Raw genomic sequence first — 18,879 nt, forward strand, 5'->3', positions numbered from 1 at the left:
GAATACATCTTGCGTGCGAGAAGTTACCTGGACAACGAAGGGAGCGCATACTCCTGGAAGCGAAGCCGCCGAACGAGGAGCGACGATGATCCACCAGTACACCGAGGGCGATTCCGATCTTCCGGTGCTTCTTCTCCTGCACGGAACCGGCGGCGGCCCGGACGATCTGCTCGGGCTGGCGAGCGAGTTGAGTCCCGGTTCGGGGACGCTCGCGCCGACCGGGCCGGTATCGGAAAACGGTGCGGCGCGGTGGTTTCGGCGGTTGTCCGAAGGGGTTTTCGACCACGACGACGTCCGCGCGCGAGCGGACGAGCTGGCGGATTTCCTCATCGCGGCACGTGAGAAGTACGGGTTCGGCAGGGTAGTCGCGGTGGGGTTTTCGAACGGGGCCAACATCGCTGCCGCGGTTGCGCTTACGCGGCCGGATGCGCTCAACGAAGCCATTCTCTTCTCGTCGATGTCCCCGTTGCCGGAACCGCCGCAGCTCGATCTCGCAGGCACCCGCGTGTTCCTTTCCAACGGCGAGCAAGACCCGATGGCTCCGCTGCCCGCCAACGACGAACTCGTGCGACAGCTTCGCGAACGGCACGCCGAGGTGGCGACGCACCGCTGGCCGGGAGGGCATCAAGTGACCGTCGAAGGAGTAAGCGCGGCCAGGGCTTGGCTCGCTAGGGTCGAGGCATGACCGAGCTGACCCGCGCGCAAGACCTGCTCGCCACCACGATTCTCGCCGACGGACACAACGACCTGCCCTGGGCACTCCGCGACAAGGCCGGTCCGAACCCGGTCGAAGCGGTGGCAGGCGTGGACCTCACGGTGGCGCAGCCGACGCTGCACACCGATTTCCCCAAACTCGCCGAAGGCAAGCTGGGCCTGCAGTTCTGGTCGGTCTACGTCCCGTGCGAGTTCAAGGGCGACAGCGCGGTCACCGCGGTGCTGGAACAGATCGAGGTGGTTTACCAGCTCGCCGAGCGCTACCCCGAGCGGCTGCGGCTGGTGACCACGGCCGACGAGGCAGAGGCGGCGTTCGCGGACGGACGGATCGCGTCGCTGCTCGGTGCCGAGGGCGGGCACAGCATCGCGGAATCCCTTGGCGTACTGCGGATTCTGCGCCGGCTCGGCGTCCGCTACATGACGCTGACGCACAATTTCAACACCACCTGGGCGGACTCCGGGACCGACGAACCCGAGCACGACGGGCTCACCGAATTCGGCCGCGAGGTCGTGCGCGAGATGAACCGGATCGGCATGCTGGTGGACCTTTCCCACGTCGCGCCGAGCACCATGCGCGCCGCGATCGAGGTGTCCAGCGCGCCGGTGATCTTCAGCCACTCGTCGTGCCGCGCGGTCAACGACCATCCCCGCAACATCCCCGACGACGTCCTCGCCCAGCTGCCCGGCAACGGCGGCGTCGCGATGATCACCTTCGTGCCCGCCTTCATCTCCGCCGCGGTCACCGAATGGGACGACCAGCTCAAGGCCGCGATGACGGCGGCCGGGCAGGAGTTCCTCGACCTCGGCCAGCGCGGCCGGTTCGCCGAGACCTGGGACGCGCCGCCCAAGCCGAAGGCGACGATCGAGGACGTCGTCGCGCACATCGAGCACGCGCGCGAGATCGCCGGCATCGACCACATCGGGCTCGGCGGCGACTACGACGGCGTCGGCGAATTGCCGGTCGGCCTCGAGGACGTGTCGAAGTACCCGGTGCTCATCGCCGCGCTGATGGAACGCGGCTGGAGCGACGAGGACTGCGCGAAACTCGCCGGCCGCAACACGCTGCGGGTGCTGCGCGAGGTCGACGGCAAGAACTGAATTAGCGCATCACGGCGAGTGGGCGGACAATCACGATATGTCCCACGCGCGAAACGACGACCCCACCGGGGCCGCGAAATCGGAAATTCCCGAGGCGCCGGGCACCGAGGTGCCCGGCGCGCTCGACCACGCCGCCCCCGGCACCGCACCGGGAGCCGAACCCGGACCGCGACCGCCCGCCGCGAAACCCGCGGGCCGCAGGGGCAAGGTCAAGTCCACCCGCATCAGCGGCACCTGGATCGCCGTGATCGTGGCGATCGTCGTGCTGGCGTTCCTGCTGGTGTTCATCCTGCAGAACCTGGACACGGCGACCGTCCACTTCCTCGGAGCGTCCGGGAGCATGCCGCTCGCGGTGGCGATGCTCTTCGCCGCGATCGCGGGTGCGGCGCTGGTCGCGCTGATCGGAGGGGCGCGCATCCTGCAGCTGCGGAAACAGGCGCGGCGTCGGCGGTGAGTCTCGTGAGTGCTCAGGCCGGTTCTAACCGGTCGGAACACTCACGAGCCCGAAGGCCCAGCAGGATCTCGCACACCGCGGGATCCCCGCCGAGCTGCACTCGCGCGCGCACTTCCGCCGCTGGCAACGTCCCGCTGCACAGCCGCCAGAACGCGTCCGCGTCGGTCGCCAGAGACGCGAGCGGAGAGCGTGACGTCGCCGCACCCCGGTCGATCGTCCAGCCCACGGCGGTGGCGCGCGCGGTCCACCGCCCAGCCCCCTCCACCGAACAGGCCACCTGACGTCCGGCCCGCGCGGTCACCGGACGCAACGTCTGCGGCAGCGAGCGCAGAAACGTATCCACCACCGGCGTCTGAAACTCCGGCTCGTCGAGCAGCGGAGCCTCCACGGCCTCCCGGATCTGCTGCTGATGCACCCACTGCTCGGCGTAATCGCGAGCTACCGTCAGCCACAACGGGGCCGCGGCCGGTTCGTCCAAGTCCCGGTGTTTCCACAGCTCGGTCAGCTGCGTCGTGCTGTCCACGAACATCGCGAAGAGCACCTCCGGCGACAGCTGCCGGCAGGCGGACACCCAAGACGTCCCCTCGCCCAAGTGGCCGTCCCGGTCCCGAGAGAGCCGCCGGAGCTTCAGCCCGAGGATGTGTGCGGTGAGGTCGTGCACTGTCCATTCGCCGAGCGCGGGCAGGCTCCACTCGGGCGTCCGGAGATCGGAGAGAACTCCGATCAGCGCCTGTTCTTCGCGGACGAGCAGCGGCAGCACGTCGATCGGCGGTCCCCACGGCGCGGTCATGCGCGTCATCCAACACCCACCGGCCCGGCATCACAGGGCCGTTCGGCCTACTCGCAGGTAGCATCAGCGCGAACAGTGAGGGGAGCAGCCCGTGGACTACCAGCGACCGAACGGCCGGGGCACCGCCGAGGACGTGGCCAACCTGGCCCGCCGGGCCGGCCAGCTCGCCGGATGGGCGGCGCGCACCGGCTTCGACCTGACCCGCAAACTCCCCGGGATCGACACCGCCGAACGCGGCCTCAAGCAGGTCGAACGCGGATTGCTGAGCGAGCTGCGCCGCCGCCTCGACGAGGTGGACGATCCTTATCACGCGGCGCTGACCGCGGCGTCCGCGATGAACCGGGCCGACGTCGGCAGCCGGGCGGTCGAAACGACCGTGACGCTGGTGCCCGCGCGCGATCACGTCGAACCGCTGCGCGCGGCGATGGCCGAACTGCTCAACCACTCCATCGGCTTCGGCCGCGAGCGGGCCCGCGAGTATCTGTACGCGATCATCCTCCGCCAGCTCACGCCCGACGAGGCGCGCATCCTCTCCGCGCTGTCGGACGGCTCCCCGTTCCCCGCGATCGACGTCGCCGAGCGCAGCGCCATGGGCGCCACCGGCCGGATCGTGCTGCGCAACGCCTCGACGGTCGGCAAGGCGGCCGGGGTGTCGCTGCCGGACCAGGTGCCCGGCTACGTGACCCGGCTGATCGGCCTCGGGCTGGTCGAACTGGACGAGGAGGTGCCCTCGCTCGAAACGCAGTACGAGATCCTGCTGACCGACGAGTCGGTCCGCGAAGTGGAGAAGCAGGTGAAGCGGATCAAGATCATCCGCCGCACCATCCACGTCTCGCGGCTCGGCGCGCAGTTCTGGCAGGCCTGCGACCCGAGCCTGGGCTGACCCCGATGGGCGAGTTCGTCTCGAGACTCCTCGACGACTTCGTCCGGCACTGGCCGCTGTATGTCTCCATCCCGATCGTCGCCGCGCTGATCGGGTACGGCACGAAGCTGGTCGCGATCCGGATGATGTTCCAGCCGGTCGAGTTCGTCGGTGTGAAACCGTTCCTCGGCTGGCAGGGCATCGTGCCCAAACGGGCCGCGCGGATGGCGAGCATCGCCTGCGACACGATGACCGAGCAGCTGATCAAACCGGCCGAGGTCGTCGCCCGGCTCGACGCGGACCGGATCGCCAAGGAAATCGAGAAACCGCTGCTCGCCGCGGTCGAGGACATCGTGCGCGAGGTGGCCGGGCACTACCAGCCGGGCCTGTGGGAATCGCTGCCGGTCGGCGTGCAGCGGCTGGTGATCCAGCGCGTGCAGGCCGAATCGCCGCACATGGTCAAGGCCGTGCTCGAACTCATCCAGTCCGATGTGGACAGTGTGTTCGACCTCAAGGGCATGGTGGTGACCAGCCTCGTCAAGGACAAACGGCTGCTGAACCGGATCTTCCAGGAGGCCGGCGCGGAGGAGTTCAAGTTCATCGCGCGCTCCGGGCTGGTGTTCGGCGGCCTGATCGGCGTGATCCAGATGGTCGCGTGGGTGCTGTTCAAATTCCCGCCGATCATGCCGTTGTTCGGTCTTTTCACTGGCTGGTTCACCGACTGGCTCGCGCTGCGGATGATTTTCTACCCGCTGGAGCCGAAGAAATACTTCGGCGTCACCTGGCAGGGCCTGTTCCTCAAACGGCGCGCGGAGGTCGCCGAGGCCTACGGCGAGTTGATCGCGAAAGAAATCATCACGCCGCACAACGTCATCGAGGCGGTGCTGCAAGGCCCGCTTTCCGACCGGGTGCTGGCGCTCATCCAGCAGCAGCTCGACCGCGAGCTGGGCCGGGCGGCGAACGTGGCGAAACCGTTGCTGGTCTTCGCCATCGGCAGCCGCCGCTACCAGGACATGAAGCTGGCGATCTCGGAGCAGATCATGACCCGGCTGCCGGAGACTATGCGCTACATCGAGGATTACGCCACCGACGCGATGGACATCCGGAATGTCCTGGTCGGAAAGATGAAGGAATTGTCGCCGGAGGAGTTCGAGCAGCTCCTGCGCCCGGCTTTCCAGCAGGACGAATGGATTCTCATCGCGACCGGCGCGGTGCTCGGATTCGCGGTCGGCGAGGCGCAGGTGCTCGTGCTGGAGCATCTGGCCACCTGAAACCTCCCCCTTGTGGAGGAGCGGGCTGGGCCGGGAGACTGACCCTCATGGGTGAGACGGCGGTGCCGTGGCCGCAGGAAATCCGGATCGCGATGGCCATGGTGGGGGGATCCAGCCTGGCGGTGTGGATGGGGGGAGTCGCTACTGAAACGTCGGCGTTGCTGCACGCTTCGCGCACGCCGGAGGAGAGTAACGGCTATCGGAAACTGCTCGACCTTTTGCACGCTTCAGTACGCCTCGACGTGCTCACCGGCACGAGCGCGGGCGGCATCAACGCCGCGTGCCTCGGTTTGGCGGAGGCGTACCGGTCGACGCCCGCGATCTTGCGCGACACCTGGTTCTCCGCCGGGTCGCTGGAGAATCTGATCCGCGACCCCGGCGAAACGCGGCCGCGTTCGGTGCTGAACGGCGACAAGGTGCTGCTGAGCGGGCTGGTCCAGGCGATGCACGACATCACCGGGTCCGGCGTCGTGCCCACCGAGCCGCCGGACGTGACCGTGCTGCTCACCGGGACCATGATCGACGGCGAGACCACGCAGTACGACGACGCGCTCGGAAACCGCGTGCGGGACACCGAACATCGCATGCTGTTCCGCTTCGACGGTCCATTGTGGAATAACCAGGTGCACGGCCCGCTCGCGCTCGCCGCACGGTCGAGCGCGTCCTTCCCTGGCGCCTTCGAGCTGTCGCGCATGCCGATCGGCCCCGAGGCGGCGGACCGGCTGCATCCGGACATGACCGACTACACCGATCTGGTGCGTTCGCATTGGCTCGCCGACGGCGGCGTGCTGGTGAACAAACCGCTGCGGCCGGCGTTGCGGGAGATCTTCGAACGCTCGTCCTCGACGGATGTGCGGCGGCTGCTGCTGTACGTCGTCCCGAAGACCGACGGCGAAGCCAAGCCGATGGACTGCGACCCGGCCGAACCGCCGATGCTCGGCAGCGCGCTGGCGAAGGTCGCGTCGACGATCATGAGCCAGACCATCAGCGTCGAGCTGGAGGAATTGAGCCGGCACAACTCTTCGGTCACGCGCACCCGGGACACGCGGGTCGCGCTCGCCTCGCTCGGGCTGCGCGGCGGGCAGCTGGTGGACGAACGGGTGCACCGGGCGTACCTCGACCGCCGGGTCGCCCTCGACGCGGCCGACCTGGTGCGGGCGGTCACCCGCCGCTACGAACTGTCCGATGAGGACGGTGGATGGGCGGCCGGGAATTCGGCGCTGCTGCAAGACATCGCCGCTGACGGACTGCGGCGCGGGATCCCGGACACGGTGCCCGGGGACTCGGTCACGGTCGGCGAGATGGTCCGTTACCGCACCTCGACGCTGGAGGACGCGGTCGCCACTGGGATCCAGCTGATCAATGCGGGCTTCCGGATGGGCCCGGATCTCGAGCAGGCGACGCAGCTCAACGAGGCGCGCACGAAGATGCACGCCGCCCGCCGGAGCGCGGCCCGCGACGCCCGGCTCCCCGCGTGGGTGGCGCGCCACGAGCCGCCGAAGCCGGGCACCGCGATGCCGGACTGGATCGGCCAGCTCGCCAGGGAATGGGCGGATCTCGGGGCGTCGGACGCGGTACGCGAGGCGTGGCCGGAGCTGGTCGGCGCGCTGCGGTCGGCGGCTCCGGTGCTGCAAGCGTTGTCGGGCAAGGAAAACCAGTGGTCAGCGGATGCCGCCGACACGGTGACGACGCTGCTGGACTGGTTCGGCCTGGACAACGCGGACGTCGCGGACGGCTTCGCGATGGCGCGTTTCCTGTTGCTGCACATGGCAACGCGCGGGCTGCTGGCCGAAGCGCCGGCGGTGGACCAGCGCGTCGACCTGGTGCAGATGAGCGCGGACAGCCGGACCCTGCTGGATCTGGCGCGACCGCGCGGCCGGGACAAGCTGACCGGCACGCAGGCGAACAACTTCGGCGCTTTCTACAAAGCGTCCTGGCGCGCGAACGACTGGATGTGGGGCCGGATCGACGGCGCTGGCTGGCTGATGCAGTGCCTGCTCGACCCGAAACGCCTGCGGGTGCTGCGCGACATCGTCGGGCCCGAGGAATTCCGGGAGCAGGTAAGGACAACGTTCCTCGCCATCGGCTGGGAGCCGCCTTCTCCGGCGGACAACGGGATGCCCGCGGACCTGCCCGTGCTGCTCGCCCAGCTGGCCGATGAGCTCGCTTTCCTTGGCCTGGACGCGAATCTGGCGCCGGTCGAGTTCGGGAAAGAGGTGCCGACCAGCCTTCCGGTGACGTCGATGGTGCTGGCGAAACCGCGGCAGCTGGCCATCGCGCGGGAGGAATTGCCGGTGCTCGCGCGCCAGGCCGAGCAGGACGCGAAGGAGGGCAACGGAAAAGCGTCGGAGAGTTTCCGGAAGCTGATGGTTTCCCGGCCGCTCGAACAAGAAGCGCGGAAAACCGCCGCCCAGCCGGAAAACTCCGGACAACAGGACGCGGCTCAGCGTGCTTTCCAAGCCTGCCAAGTCTCCGCCGAACGTTTCGAGGGCGAACTCGGCAGTACCCTGCTCGCCAAAACCATCGTCAAAGCCGGAGCCGCCGGGCTCAACGCCGCGTCCACCGCCACGCGCGTCCCGAAAACCCTCCAGCCGCTGGCGAAATTCGCCCAGCTCAGCAGCCGTAGCTCGTGGTGGGTCACGCAAGGCGCGACCCGGCTGGGCCGGCCGTGGAACCTGCTCGCCGCCGCCATCACCGCGATCGCCGGGTTCGTGCTCAGCGGCGAAGGCGGATCCGTCCTGCAGTGGCTCGGCCTGCCGGTCGCCGGTGGTGCGCTGGTGTTCCTCGTGGTGAGCCTGCTGACATTGAGGCGCACGTGGCGAATGGTGCTCACCGTGCTGGGCGTGCTGGTGATAGCCGCGTTGCTGTTCGCGGCCTTCCTGCCGCCGATCGCGCAGCCGTTGTTCGGCTGGCTCGGCGCCGTTGTGGACGGCTGGCGGCGCGGGCAGGCTCCACTGTGGTGGCTCGCCGTCGTCGCGCTGCTCCTGCTGCCCGCGGTCTGGACCCCGCTGTCCGGGCTGGGACGGCGCGGACGGAAGAAGCGGCGGCGGTCCCGTCCGGACAGCCCGCGCTCCAGCCCCAGGTAGAACACGATTTTTCGGCGCTGGAGTTGCGGTAGCGCCGACGAAGGCCCATGGTCTGGTGTCACAGGTCGCATACCGATGGTGTGCGGCCCAGGCGGACGCGTGCCCAGAACCGAGCTTCGCTAAACATGTTTGTGGTCCTCCTCACCGGGGTATCCCTGTCGTCCCTGGTGAGGGCGGTGGACGTGGCATGGATCGCTGGCGGCGCGAAAATTCTCTGTTACGTTTCCAAAGTATGTCCGGAAAGCACTTGATCGAATCCCCGACCAAGGCCGATGGTGCCGCTCTCTGGCGAATCGCGCGCGATTCGCAGAAGCTTGATCTCAACTCGCCGTATGCGTACCTGTTGTGGTGCAAGGATTTCGCGGAGACCTCGGTCGTCGCCCGCGTCGACGGTGAGCCAGTCGGATTCGTGATCGCTTACCGAAGGCCGTCAGCACCGGATGTCGCGCTCGTGTGGCAGGTCGCCGTCGACGCTTCGCAACGCGGAAAAGGCCTGGCCGGGCAGTTGCTGGACAGTCTGTACACGCGTCTGGTCGGCGAGGGCGTGCGGTACCTGGAAACCACGATCACTCCGGACAACCAAGCCTCGATCCGGCTGTTCGAGTCGTTCGCGAAGCGCTGGAACGCGGATCTGGAACACCGCCGGTTGTTCGAAGTCGCTGATTTTCCGCAGGGGGAGGCGCACGAACCCGAGGATCTTTACCGCATCGGGCCGTTGCGCCGCTAATAACCCGTCAATTTCGCCGAGTAGGAGCGAAAGAAAACGTTATGAGCATCTTCGAAGAGCTCGAATCAGAAGTCCGCAGTTACAGCCGGGGATGGCCGGTCGTCTTCGACCGGGCGCAGGGCAGCCGGATCTACAGCGAGGACGGCAAGGCCTACCTCGACTTCTTCGCCGGCGCCGGCGCGCTGAACTACGGGCACAACAACCCGTACCTCAAGAAGGCGCTCGTCGACTACATCCAGCGCGACGGCGTCACGCACGCGCTGGACATGTTCACCGTCGCGAAGCGGGACTTCCTCGAGACCTTCCAGGAGAAGATCCTGGCCCCGCGCGAGCTGGACTACAAGATCGTCTTCCCCGGCCCCGGCGGCGCGAACGCCGTGGAGGCCGCGCTCAAGCTGGCGCGCAAGGTGACCGGCAAGGAATCGGTCATCAACTTCACCAACGCGTTCCACGGCATGACGCTCGGCGCGCTGTCGGTCACCGGCAACTCGATGAAGCGCGGCGGCGCGGGCGTCCCGCTGGTGCACGCCACGCCGATGCCCTACGACAAGTACTTCGACGGCGCGATGCCGGACTTCATGTACTTCGAGAAGCTGCTCGAAGACTCCGGCAGCGGCCTGAACGAGCCCGCCGCGGTGATCGTGGAGGGCGTGCAGGGCGAGGGCGGCATCAACGCCGCGCGCCTGGAGTGGCTCAAGGGCCTCGACGACCTGTGCAAGCGGCACAACATCCTGCTCATCCTCGACGACGTGCAGATGGGCTGCGGCCGCACCGGTCCGTTCTTCAGCTTCGAGGACGCCGGCATCTCGCCGGACATCGTCTGCCTGTCGAAGTCGATCGGCGGCTACGGCCTGCCGATGGCGCTCACGCTGATCAAGCCCGAACTGGACGTCTGGGAGCCGGGCGAGCACAACGGCACCTTCCGCGGCATCAGCCCGGCGTTCGTCACCGCGACCGAGGCGCTGCGCGTCTACTGGAGCGACGACGAGCTGGAGAAGTCCACCAAGGCCAAGGGCGAGCGCATCGCGAGCACCTTCAAGGACCTCGTGGAGAGCTACCCGGAGGCGAACCTCGTCGCGAAGGGCCGCGGTCTGGCGCGCGGTCTCGAATTCGCGAACGGCGACCTCGCGGGAGCGGTCTGCAAGGAGGCTTTCGAGCGCGGCCTGCTGATGGAGACCTCCGGTCCGGACGGCGAGGTGATGAAACTGCTGCCGCCGCTTACCCTCACCGACGAGGAACTGAGCGAAGGCCTCGCGATCATCACCGAGTCCGTCGCCGCCGTTCTCAAGTAACCACCCGAAGAACAAGAAGGAGCTCTTCACTTGCTGGTCCGCACGCTCGACGAGATCACCGACACCGACGCTGACATCAAGACCGAAAACTGGCGCAGCAAGCGCATCATCCTCGCGAAGGAGGGCGTCGGCTTCTCGGTGCACGAGACGACGCTGTACGCGGGCACGGTGAACGACTTCTGGTACGCCAACCACATCGAGGCCGTTTTCATCACTTCCGGTGAAGGCGAGATCGAGGACCTCGCCACCGGCGAGGTGCACCAGCTCAAGCCGGGCACGCTGTACCTGCTGAACGACCACGACAAGCACCAGGTCCGGCCGAAGACCGAGATCAAGTGCGTGTGCGTGTTCAACCCGCCGGTCACCGGTCGCGAGGTGCACGACGAGAACGGGGTCTACCCGCTCGTCACCGAAGAGTCCTGACACTGAGCCGCTCCCACCACCACCCCGAGAAAGAAGAAACGCCAGAAGAACTGGAGGCGAGCCACTGTGACGATCATGGACACCCGGGTCGACGACGGTTACCCGACCCGGATCACCGGTACGCCGGAGCACCTTCCGCGCGTGCACCCCACTGTGTGGGGTACCGAGGCTGACGGCCCGATCGACGCCGCGACCCTGGCGAACCACGACGCCAAGGGCTACACGGTCGTCGACGGACTGCTCTCGCCCGGTGAGGTCCAGACGTACTGGCAGGAGGTCGTCCGGCTGTCGTCGGACGAGACGCTGCGCGACGACGAACGCGTCATCACCGAGGCCAGGACCGGCGAGGTCCGCTCGATCTTCGACGTGCACGAGATCTCCGGCCTGATCGCCGAGCTGATCCGCGATCCCCGCGTGCTCGACCGGGCGCGGCAGATCCTCGGCTCCGAGGTCTACATCCACCAGAGCCGGATCAACTACATGCCGGGCTTCAAGGGCACCGGCTTCTACTGGCATTCCGATTTCGAGACCTGGCACGCGGAGGACGGCATGCCGTCGCCGCGTGCGGTGAGCTGCTCGATCGCGCTCACCGACAACTACCCGTACAACGGCGGGCTCATGGTCATGCCGGGCTCCCAGCGCACGTTCGTGCAGTGCGTCGGCGAGACCCCGGACGCCAACTACAAGAGCTCGCTCAAGGACCAGCGGGTGGGCGTGCCGTCGCCGGACGACATCACGAAGCTCGCCGCCGACTACAGCATCGACCAGTTCACCGGTTCGGCCGGTTCGGCGCTGTGGTTCGACTCGAACATCATGCACGGATCGTCGAACAACATCACGCCGTATCCGCGCTCGAACATCTTCCTGGTGTTCAACAGCGTGGAGAACGCGTTGCAGGAGCCGTTCGCCGCGGGCGAGCGGCGGCCGTCGTTCATCGCGGGCCGCAACCCCGCACCGATCACGCGGTGACCAGCGTTACCTTCGCCAACCGGCGGGTCGCTCGTAACGAACAATGTGCGCCCTGTTACGTTGTCGCCACCTCGCAGCTCGTCTGCCGAGGCATGGTTGTCCGCGGCGGTCCGGGTTCTTGCTCGGGGTGAGCCCCCCGAACCGCGGGCGGACGGCCGCGATGCACGGGTGGACCGCGCCCCCTGGCGGCCCGGCCGACGATCATTGAGTCCGGCCCCGCACCATCAGATCGGGACTGATGGTGCGGGGCCGGACTCGTCTGTTCCGGGGCCGAATTCACGAAAGAGCGGTTTCTGCGGGCTACCGCTGACGGTAAGTTGACCTGTCTGGCTGGGGGTGAGCCTGGGAGGTGCGCGCGAGCATGGCCGATGCCGGCGCGCGGGTCGAACTGCTCGGCCCGGTGCGGCTGCTCGACGGCAGCCGTGCGGTTCCCGTCGGCGGCCCCGGGGTGAGGGGGCTGCTGGCGCTGCTCGCGCTGCGCGTGGGCAAGGTGGTGCCGCTCGAGGAGATCATCGACGCGCTGTGGGGCCACGATCCGCCCGCCACCGCCCGCACCATCGTGCACGGCAACGTGTCGCAGCTGCGCCGTCTGCTGCGGGAGATGGCCGAACCGGTCGCGGTGATCAACACCCGCCCGCCCGGCTACCAGCTTTCCCTCTCCCCGGACCGGATCGACGCGCATCGTGCGCGGGCGCTGCTCGACCAGGCCGCGCTGGAACCGCCGGAGAGCGCGTCGAAACTGCTCGCCGAAGCACTCTCGCTGTGGCAGGGCCCGACGCTGTCCGGCGTGCCCGATTCGGTACGGGCGCCCGAATTGGACGAGCTGCGGCACGCGATCCGCTACGCCCGGGTCAACGCGGATCTCGACCTCGGCCGCTACGACGAGCTGATCGTGGAGCTGAGCCCGATCGTCCGCGCCGACCCGCTCGCCGAACGCATCGCCGGACAGCTGATGCGCGCGCTCTACCACGCCGGGCGGCGCGGTGAGGCGCTCGAGCTGTACCGCACCGTCTCGCGGGCCACGCTCGGCTCGCTCGGCGTCGAACCCGGCGCCGATCTGCGCTCGCTGCACGAGCGGGTGCTCAACGACGATCTCGCCGTGCGGGAGAGCGCGGTGCCGGAGCAGGCCGTCGCGCCGTCTCAGCTGCCGCCCGCGCTGCCGACGCTGGCCGGGCGCGAGGCAGAGGTGGAATGGCTCGACGGGCTCGCCGAACGCGGCGACAGCACCGTGATCGTGTCCGGGACCGCCGGGGTCGGCAAGAGCGCGCTGGTCGTCTGGTGGGCGCATCGCGCGGCCCGGCTGTTCCCGGACGGCGTGCTGTACGCGGCGCTGCAAGGGTTCGACCCGCACCACGCGCCGCTGGAACCGGGCGATCTGCTGTCGCAGTTCCTGCTCGGCCTCGGCGTGCCCGCCGACGAGGTGCCGGAGCGCGTGCACGAACGCGTCGCGCTGTACCGCTCGCTGATCGCCGGACGGCGGATGCTCGTGCTGCTCGACGACGCGCGTTCGGCCGAACAGGTGCGTCCGCTGCTGCCGCCGGGCGCGCGGTCGATGACGGTGGTGACCAGCCGGTCGCGGCTGGAGGCGCTGGCGGTGTCCCACGCGGCGAAGCTGCGCGTGCTCGGCACGCTCGCGCCCGAAGCCGCGGTGAGCGTGATCGAGGAACTGGCCGGGCCCGCGGACTTCGATCTCAACCACGCGCTGGCCCGGCTGTGCGGCTACCTGCCGCTCGCGCTGCGGATCGCCGGGGCGAGGCTCGCCGCCAGTCCACAGTGGACACTCAAGGACCTCGTCGGCGAGCTGGGAAACGAACGCACCCGGCTGGCCGGCCTGGACGTGACCGGAGCCGACGACGGCGTGCGGGCCGCGTTCGACGTCTCGTTCCGCGGCCTGCCGGACAGCCTCGCCAGGACGCTGCTGCGGCTCGGCGCGGTGCCCGCCCGGCACACCGGGCCGCACCTGACGGCGGCCATCGCGGAGATCCCGGTAGCGCAGGCCCGCCGCGAACTCCGCACGCTCGCCGCGCACAACCTGATCGCCGAAACCTCGCGCGACGCGTTCGCCCCGCACGACCTGGTCCGGCTCTATCTGCGCGAGCTGGCGGAAACCGAACTGGACCCGGCGGAACGCGCGGCGGTGCTCGACCGGGCGATCCGCTACCACCAGGCCGCCTCGGACACCGCGCGCCGGAAGATGCTGCGGATCGTCGACCCGCTGGACCTCACCGGCCTCGTGCCGCCGGAAGCGCTGCCGCCGCTGGAAACCTTCGCCCAAGCCCAGGACTGGTTCGCCGCGGAATGGCCGAACCTGCTGGCCGTACTGGACGCCGCACATGCGGACGGCCGCTACGCCGACGTCTGGCGGCTCGCCCGGGTCGCGCACACCTACCGGGTCGTCTGCCCGCTGTACGAGGAATGGATCCGGCTGGTCGACCTCGGCCTTGCCGCCGCCGAGGCCGCGAACGAGCCGCTCGGCCAGTGCTGGATGCTGATCTCCCGCTGCGCCATCGCGCTCACGTTCGAGCTGGCCCACGGCAGCATCGCCGACGCGGAACGTGCCGTCGGCCTGGCCACCCGGCTCGACGGGCGCTCGCTCATCGTCGCCAAAATCCATCTCGGCAGCGTGCTGACCCTGCTCGGCCGCTACGGCGAGGCGATCGAACGGCTGCTGGAGGCGGTCGCGGAGACCGAACGCACCGGGGATCTCGAGCTGCGCGGCCAAGCGCTCAACAACTGCGCCGAGACGGAGAAGCGCGCCGGCCGTCCGGCGGAGGCGATCACCCACCAGTTGGCGTCGCTGAAGATCGACCGGGAACTCGGCGACGACAGCTACGCCGTGGTGTCGCTGAACAACCTCGCCGAACTGCACCTGGACATCGGCGATCTGGAAGCGGCCGAACGCTACGCGAGGGAGGCCGTGTCACTGGCGGTGGCGCGGCAGTTCGAGCTGCAGGAGGGCATCCTGCGGGTGACGCTGGCGCGGATCCTGCGCGGCCAGGAACGGCTGGATCCGGCACGGGAGCAGTACCGGCGGGCGGTCGCGCTGTACGAGCGGATGAATCCCCGGCAGGTCGAGGACTTGCGCAAGGAAGCGGCGGATTTAGGGGATCAGTAGCGGCCGACCTGAAGACAGGCCGCCTGAGCATCAATCGAACATTTCTGCGGCGCTCGGCGGGCGAGGCGGTTCGCCCGGAAGGCCGCGGAGGCCCTCCTCCGGCCGCGACGACCCCAGAAAGGGCGCCGGGCGGGCAAGAAAGCCTCCGCCCCGCAGTGAGCGGGCAGTCGGCGAGCCCGGCTCTTGTACAACGTTCAGCTGTGTTTTCGCAGGTCTGCGTGGTAATAATCGCGTCCGCTTAGCGGATTCTTAGCCATCGGGCGGTCAGCGCGCGTAGGGTCGGCCGCGACGCTGGCGGAGCCCTAGGGGAGGGGCAGGCTGTGAAGCCGGCGACGCGGGACCGCGGCAGTACCGCGCGGACCTGGAAGAGCCGCCAGGAGCGGCTCGGTGGCGGTTGGCCGGCCGAGATGGGGGTAGGCCGGCCGGCCGCCAGGCTCTATTCGACGTTCGACGTGCAGAGCGCGATCGAACTGCCGCTGCTCTCGGCGACCTTCTTCCCGTCGACGAGGATCTGGCAGCTGATCTGGTTGGTCACGCCCGCGTTCGCGGTGTCCGCGGTCAGCGACAGGATCGGCGCGCCTCCGCTGTAGGAGGCGTGGCCGTGCCAGTCGTCGGTGCTCGGCGGGGTGGACGCGGTGCGCTGGTCGTTCAGCGTGCCGTAGCGAACCGTCGCGCCGCCCGCCGAGGTCACCACGAAGTCGACCGAATGCTTCTCGCCCGGCTGCGGCGGGATGTGCAGGTCGCCCGCCCGCGCGGTGCCGAACATCGACGGGTACAGCGCCATCGCGCCGCACAGCAGGACGGCGAGTGCGGAAAGCGTGGTTCCGGTGAGGGCGACACCCAATCCGCGCATTGTGCCTTTGGAGGAAAGTACGATTCCCGCAATTCCGCCGACGAGTCCGACGCCGGCGACCGGCCAGGCGAGGAAACCCCAATCCGGCAGGAACGCGACACCGGCCGCGGCGAGGCCGAGCGTGACTCCGAGGCCGCCGGGCCAGTTCGCCCGCCTCCGGGACGGCGCCTGCTGGGGCGTCCGGGCCGGCGCTTGCGGGGATGGACGGTGCGGACCAGGGCGAGTAGTGGTCCGGCTGTGTCGTGCGGGTGCGGCCGGATACGGCTGCTCGGTCGTCATGCGTGCCTCTTCCGCTGTGTTGGCGAAGACGCTAACGCAGATGTCCGCGTAGTTGGAATAATCGTTATCGAGAGATAATGTCATTCATTTACCGCGTCCGGCCAATCGGGGTCATTTCCCGCCGGATTGCGCGCACTGGCGCCATTTGCTGGCCGAAAAGGGCTTCCGCGATGATTCCGAAGAGCGACCGAGTGCTTACCCGATGGCCCTGACCTGGCGACGCGGTGGCACCCGCGCGCTATTTCACTGATCGAAAAGGTTGACTTCCGGGGTGATCTCGAGAAGTTCGTGCACCGGCCTGCCGCGCCGTCCGTCGATGGTCGTCGTGCGCACTACGCGCAACCGCGCGGTCACCGGGCGGTCGAGATTTTCCTTGATCTGGTCGAGCAGATCCGGGGCGACCGCGCCCTGAATGGTTCCGCCGGATTCCCGCTCCAGATAAAAAATCCGCCGCCGGGTGCGCACGCCGTCGAGGCGTCCGGTCACCGTCTCGTAGCCGACCGCCTCGCGCGATTCGCGCAGGCTGCCCTGCAGCACTCGCGCCTGTTCGGTGGTCATGCTCCGGGTCACCTGCTCGCCCGCGGTGGGTGTGAGCGCCATGCCGATGCCGGCGTGCTTGCTGACCGCGTTGACCACGTCGCTGACCGCGTTGCGCACCGTGTCGCGCTGCAGCAGCACCGCGTCGAGCGCGCCGTCGTCGGAACCGTTGGCGGGAAGGAAATCGCAGAGTTCTTTCACCGCGCGCTCGGACAGCGTTTCGATGCCGTCGTGGATCAACGCGTCGTCGACCGCCGGTTCCGGGAAACCGAAGAAGATCGCGTTGCCCGCCTGTCCTTTTTGGATCAACGGGGCCTTGTCGCGGTCCGCCTGCTGAACGAAGGTGACCTCATTCGACGGATTGCGGATGATGTGGCCGATCTTCGCCGTCGCGTCCTGCAGCGCCCGGCTGATGTCGGAAAAGGTGTACGCGTCGATGTGCGTTTCGCCGATCACCGACACGTGCAGCAGCGGCGCGCGGCAGGTGCGCTCGAACTTCGCGTTCGCCGCCATCGCCGAGGCGCGCGCGAGGTCGTCGAGCCACGTGCCGCCGGGAATCTCGTCGGCGATCCGCCGGAACTCGTTCCTCACCACACCATCTCCGGGATGCCTCTGCCGCCGTCGGCCCACACCGATTCCCACACGTCCTCGTCGCCGGGACGGCACAGGAAGCCGTCGAGCATGCCGCCGACCGGCTGGATCTGGTCGAGGTACATCGCGGGCTGGCCGACGATGATGCCGCGCAGGGTCAGCAGGCCGTACAGCGCGGTGCGGCCGCTGTCGTCAAGCCGCTTCAACGCGCCCCATTCGTCCGGCAGCAGCACGACGTCGAGCCCGCGCGGGGCATGCGCCGTGCGGGTGACGAACGCGCCTCCGAGCCAGGCCCGCCCGGATGTGATCACCCGCTGGGCGACCCCGAGGTAGCTGTTGAGCGCGCTGAAGAGGATCTCGCGCTCGTTCTGGTGCGGCGCGTCGTAGACCAGCCGCTCGTAGACGTCGGCGAGGTCGGCGTGGTGGCGGCCGGGCGGCAGCAGGTTCTGTGGCGTCCAGTGCGGAAGCGCCATCGGACCTCCTGACGTCGTCCGGGGCCCTCGGCGCCCGCTTACCGTGCGTAGCCGAATCTACCAGGTGGGTGTCAGCCACCGCGTCCAGGTCGGCGGGGCGCGGGTTCGTCGTGCGGCCAGTGCGGACTCCGCTGGTCGTCCTCGGGCCAGCTCAGTTCGCCCGACAGCCGCGGCTCGGGATCGGGCAGCGGATGCCCGGCCGGGTCGTGCGTCGCGTGCTGCCCGTTGTACGGCTCGTCCGGATCGACTTCCGGATAGTCGTTGTAGACGCGTTCAGGCGGGTCGTCGTAGTGCGGGTGCGCCGGTTCCTCGTAGTCCTCGTACGGGTTCGCCTGCGGGATGTAGCGGGTCTCCTCGGTCGGTGCCTCCACCGGCGCGACGGCGGGCCGGTACGGCTCTTCCCCGGTGTCGGCTTTCGGCCTCGACGCCCGCGTGAACAGCCACATGACCGCCGCCCCGAGCAGGAACGAGACGAGCAGCCACAGCCAGATCTGCCCGAAGAGCCAGAGCATCCGCCATCACCTCTGTTCCACTGTGATCTCGACCCGCCGGTCGCTGTCGTCCCCGCTGTCGTCCCCGCTGTCCGAGCCGCTCGTGCCGCCCGCGCTCGTGCTGCCCACCGCGAGCAATCGGTCGGGCGGCACGTCCTCGCGGATCAGCAGCCGGATCACGGCCAGCGCCCGGTTGCGGGAAAGTTTCAGCGCGGCGCTGCGCCCGCCCGGACCGTCGACGACCCGGCCGACGAGGCGGTAGCGGAAGTTGTCCGGTGCGTCGCGCAGCAGCGGCGCGAGGTCGCGCGCGGCCTGCTCGCCTTGGTCGGTGAGCTGCGCGGTGTCCGGTTCGAAAGTGATCGGCGCGGCAGCGAGTTTGCGGTCCAGTTCGGCCTGGATTCCGTCGCGGTCGGTCGGCGGCGCGGACGGCGGGGCGGACGAACTCGGCGGCGGGCTGGCCGGCGGCGTCGTCGACGGTTCGGGGGAGGGCGAGGGCGCGGGTTGCACCGGCCCGGCGCCGCCGGAGGCTTGCGCCGATTCGACCCCGTCGACGCCCTGCACGATGCCCAGCGCGCGCCCGGCGTCCTCGGCCGGGAACCCTTCGAGGGTCGCCTGCCGTCCGGAGAACTTCACATCGCCGCCGCGGAGACCGGCCGCGTCAAGCGCGGAGCGTGATCGCGCGGCGAGATCGTCCTGGATTCCGCTGCCTTGCAGCCAAGTGACGATGCCCGCGAGCAGCGCTGTGACCACCACTGCCACGGGGATCAAGCGAAGCCACCCTCGTGCACCGGACATAAAGGGACCTTATGCCGGGCTGCTCCGCTTGGCGACCTGGTGACGGCCGCCGTTCGGGT

17 protein-coding genes are annotated in these 18,879 nt (G+C 68.8%); 11 read left to right on the forward strand and 6 right to left on the reverse strand.

What is annotated here, in order from left to right; all coding sequences use genetic code 11:
* Positions 1 to 85 precede the first annotated feature (85 nt).
* The 3 genes from ACZ7OI_RS06485 to ACZ7OI_RS06495 are packed head-to-tail and all read left to right on the forward strand — an operon-like array spanning position 86 to position 2,266.
* Complete coding sequence (locus ACZ7OI_RS06485) at positions 86 to 685, forward strand: alpha/beta hydrolase (protein ID WP_470263115.1); 600 nt, start codon at positions 86 to 88, stop codon at positions 683 to 685.
* Entirely contained in the window at positions 682 to 1,812 is a 1,131-nt protein-coding gene (locus ACZ7OI_RS06490; RefSeq protein ID WP_470263116.1) for a dipeptidase, read from the forward strand. Before ACZ7OI_RS06485 ends, ACZ7OI_RS06490 begins: the two co-directional genes overlap by 4 nt.
* A 37-nt stretch (positions 1,813 to 1,849) precedes the next feature.
* Positions 1,850 to 2,266: a LapA family protein gene (locus tag ACZ7OI_RS06495; protein WP_470263117.1), complete on the forward strand. Its 417-nt coding sequence runs from the start codon at positions 1,850 to 1,852 to the stop codon at positions 2,264 to 2,266.
* A 13-nt stretch (positions 2,267 to 2,279) separates the two neighbouring features.
* On the opposite strand, the gene ACZ7OI_RS06500 is transcribed toward ACZ7OI_RS06495, so the two are convergent.
* A complete protein-coding gene (locus tag ACZ7OI_RS06500) occupies positions 2,280 to 3,056 on the reverse strand; it encodes a maleylpyruvate isomerase mycothiol-dependent enzyme family protein (protein WP_470263118.1) in 777 nt (258 codons plus the stop codon).
* Between the two features lie 91 nt (positions 3,057 to 3,147).
* Between ACZ7OI_RS06500 and ACZ7OI_RS06505 the strand changes: the two genes are divergently transcribed.
* The 8 genes from ACZ7OI_RS06505 to ACZ7OI_RS06540 all read left to right on the forward strand — a co-directional run bounded on the left by ACZ7OI_RS06505 (position 3,148) and on the right by ACZ7OI_RS06540 (position 14,801).
* On the forward strand, positions 3,148 to 3,939 hold the full coding sequence (locus ACZ7OI_RS06505) for an Abi-alpha family protein (RefSeq protein WP_470263119.1): 792 nt from the start codon (positions 3,148 to 3,150) through the stop codon (positions 3,937 to 3,939).
* A 5-nt stretch (positions 3,940 to 3,944) separates the two neighbouring features.
* A complete protein-coding gene (locus ACZ7OI_RS06510) occupies positions 3,945 to 5,189 on the forward strand; it encodes a DUF445 domain-containing protein (protein ID WP_470263120.1) in 1,245 nt (414 codons plus the stop codon).
* 47 nt (positions 5,190 to 5,236) lie between these two features.
* Positions 5,237 to 8,275: a patatin-like protein gene (locus ACZ7OI_RS06515; RefSeq protein ID WP_470263121.1), complete on the forward strand. Its 3,039-nt coding sequence runs from the start codon at positions 5,237 to 5,239 to the stop codon at positions 8,273 to 8,275.
* A 232-nt stretch (positions 8,276 to 8,507) separates the two neighbouring features.
* Positions 8,508 to 9,002, forward strand: coding sequence for a diaminobutyrate acetyltransferase (gene ectA / locus ACZ7OI_RS06520; protein ID WP_449669101.1), 495 nt, complete (start codon positions 8,508 to 8,510; stop codon positions 9,000 to 9,002).
* 41 nt (positions 9,003 to 9,043) lie between these two features.
* Positions 9,044 to 10,294: a diaminobutyrate--2-oxoglutarate transaminase gene (gene ectB / locus ACZ7OI_RS06525; RefSeq protein WP_470263122.1), complete on the forward strand. Its 1,251-nt coding sequence runs from the start codon at positions 9,044 to 9,046 to the stop codon at positions 10,292 to 10,294.
* Between the two features lie 30 nt (positions 10,295 to 10,324).
* On the forward strand, positions 10,325 to 10,717 hold the full coding sequence (locus tag ACZ7OI_RS06530; RefSeq protein WP_470263123.1) for an ectoine synthase: 393 nt from the start codon (positions 10,325 to 10,327) through the stop codon (positions 10,715 to 10,717).
* A gap of 66 nt (positions 10,718 to 10,783) precedes the next feature.
* Positions 10,784 to 11,686, forward strand: coding sequence for an ectoine hydroxylase (gene thpD / locus ACZ7OI_RS06535; RefSeq protein WP_470263124.1), 903 nt, complete (start codon positions 10,784 to 10,786; stop codon positions 11,684 to 11,686).
* Between the two features lie 361 nt (positions 11,687 to 12,047).
* Positions 12,048 to 14,801, forward strand: a complete 2,754-nt coding sequence (locus ACZ7OI_RS06540; protein ID WP_470263125.1) for an AfsR/SARP family transcriptional regulator — start codon at positions 12,048 to 12,050, stop codon at positions 14,799 to 14,801.
* Between the two features lie 436 nt (positions 14,802 to 15,237).
* On the opposite strand, the gene ACZ7OI_RS06545 is transcribed toward ACZ7OI_RS06540, so the two are convergent.
* The 5 genes from ACZ7OI_RS06545 to ACZ7OI_RS06565 form a co-directional block, all read right to left on the reverse strand.
* Positions 15,238 to 15,933: a hypothetical protein gene (locus tag ACZ7OI_RS06545; RefSeq protein ID WP_470263126.1), complete on the reverse strand. Its 696-nt coding sequence runs from the start codon at positions 15,931 to 15,933 to the stop codon at positions 15,238 to 15,240.
* A gap of 243 nt (positions 15,934 to 16,176) precedes the next feature.
* The gene (locus ACZ7OI_RS06550) at positions 16,177 to 17,061 is read right to left on the reverse strand and encodes a hypothetical protein (protein WP_037809292.1); all 885 of its coding nucleotides are present in this window, start codon (positions 17,059 to 17,061) and stop codon (positions 16,177 to 16,179) included.
* Complete coding sequence (locus ACZ7OI_RS06555; RefSeq protein WP_470263127.1) at positions 17,058 to 17,534, reverse strand: DUF6932 family protein; 477 nt, start codon at positions 17,532 to 17,534, stop codon at positions 17,058 to 17,060. The genes ACZ7OI_RS06550 and ACZ7OI_RS06555 overlap by 4 nt, the downstream gene beginning before the upstream one ends.
* Before the next feature lie 71 nt (positions 17,535 to 17,605).
* The gene (locus tag ACZ7OI_RS06560) at positions 17,606 to 18,046 is read right to left on the reverse strand and encodes a LapA family protein (RefSeq protein ID WP_470263128.1); all 441 of its coding nucleotides are present in this window, start codon (positions 18,044 to 18,046) and stop codon (positions 17,606 to 17,608) included.
* A gap of 6 nt (positions 18,047 to 18,052) precedes the next feature.
* Entirely contained in the window at positions 18,053 to 18,784 is a 732-nt protein-coding gene (locus ACZ7OI_RS06565) for an OmpA family protein (protein WP_470263129.1), read from the reverse strand.
* Positions 18,785 to 18,879: the final 95 nt, after the last annotated feature.

It is taken from the genome of Amycolatopsis sp. NPDC114503 (genome assembly GCF_055633655.1).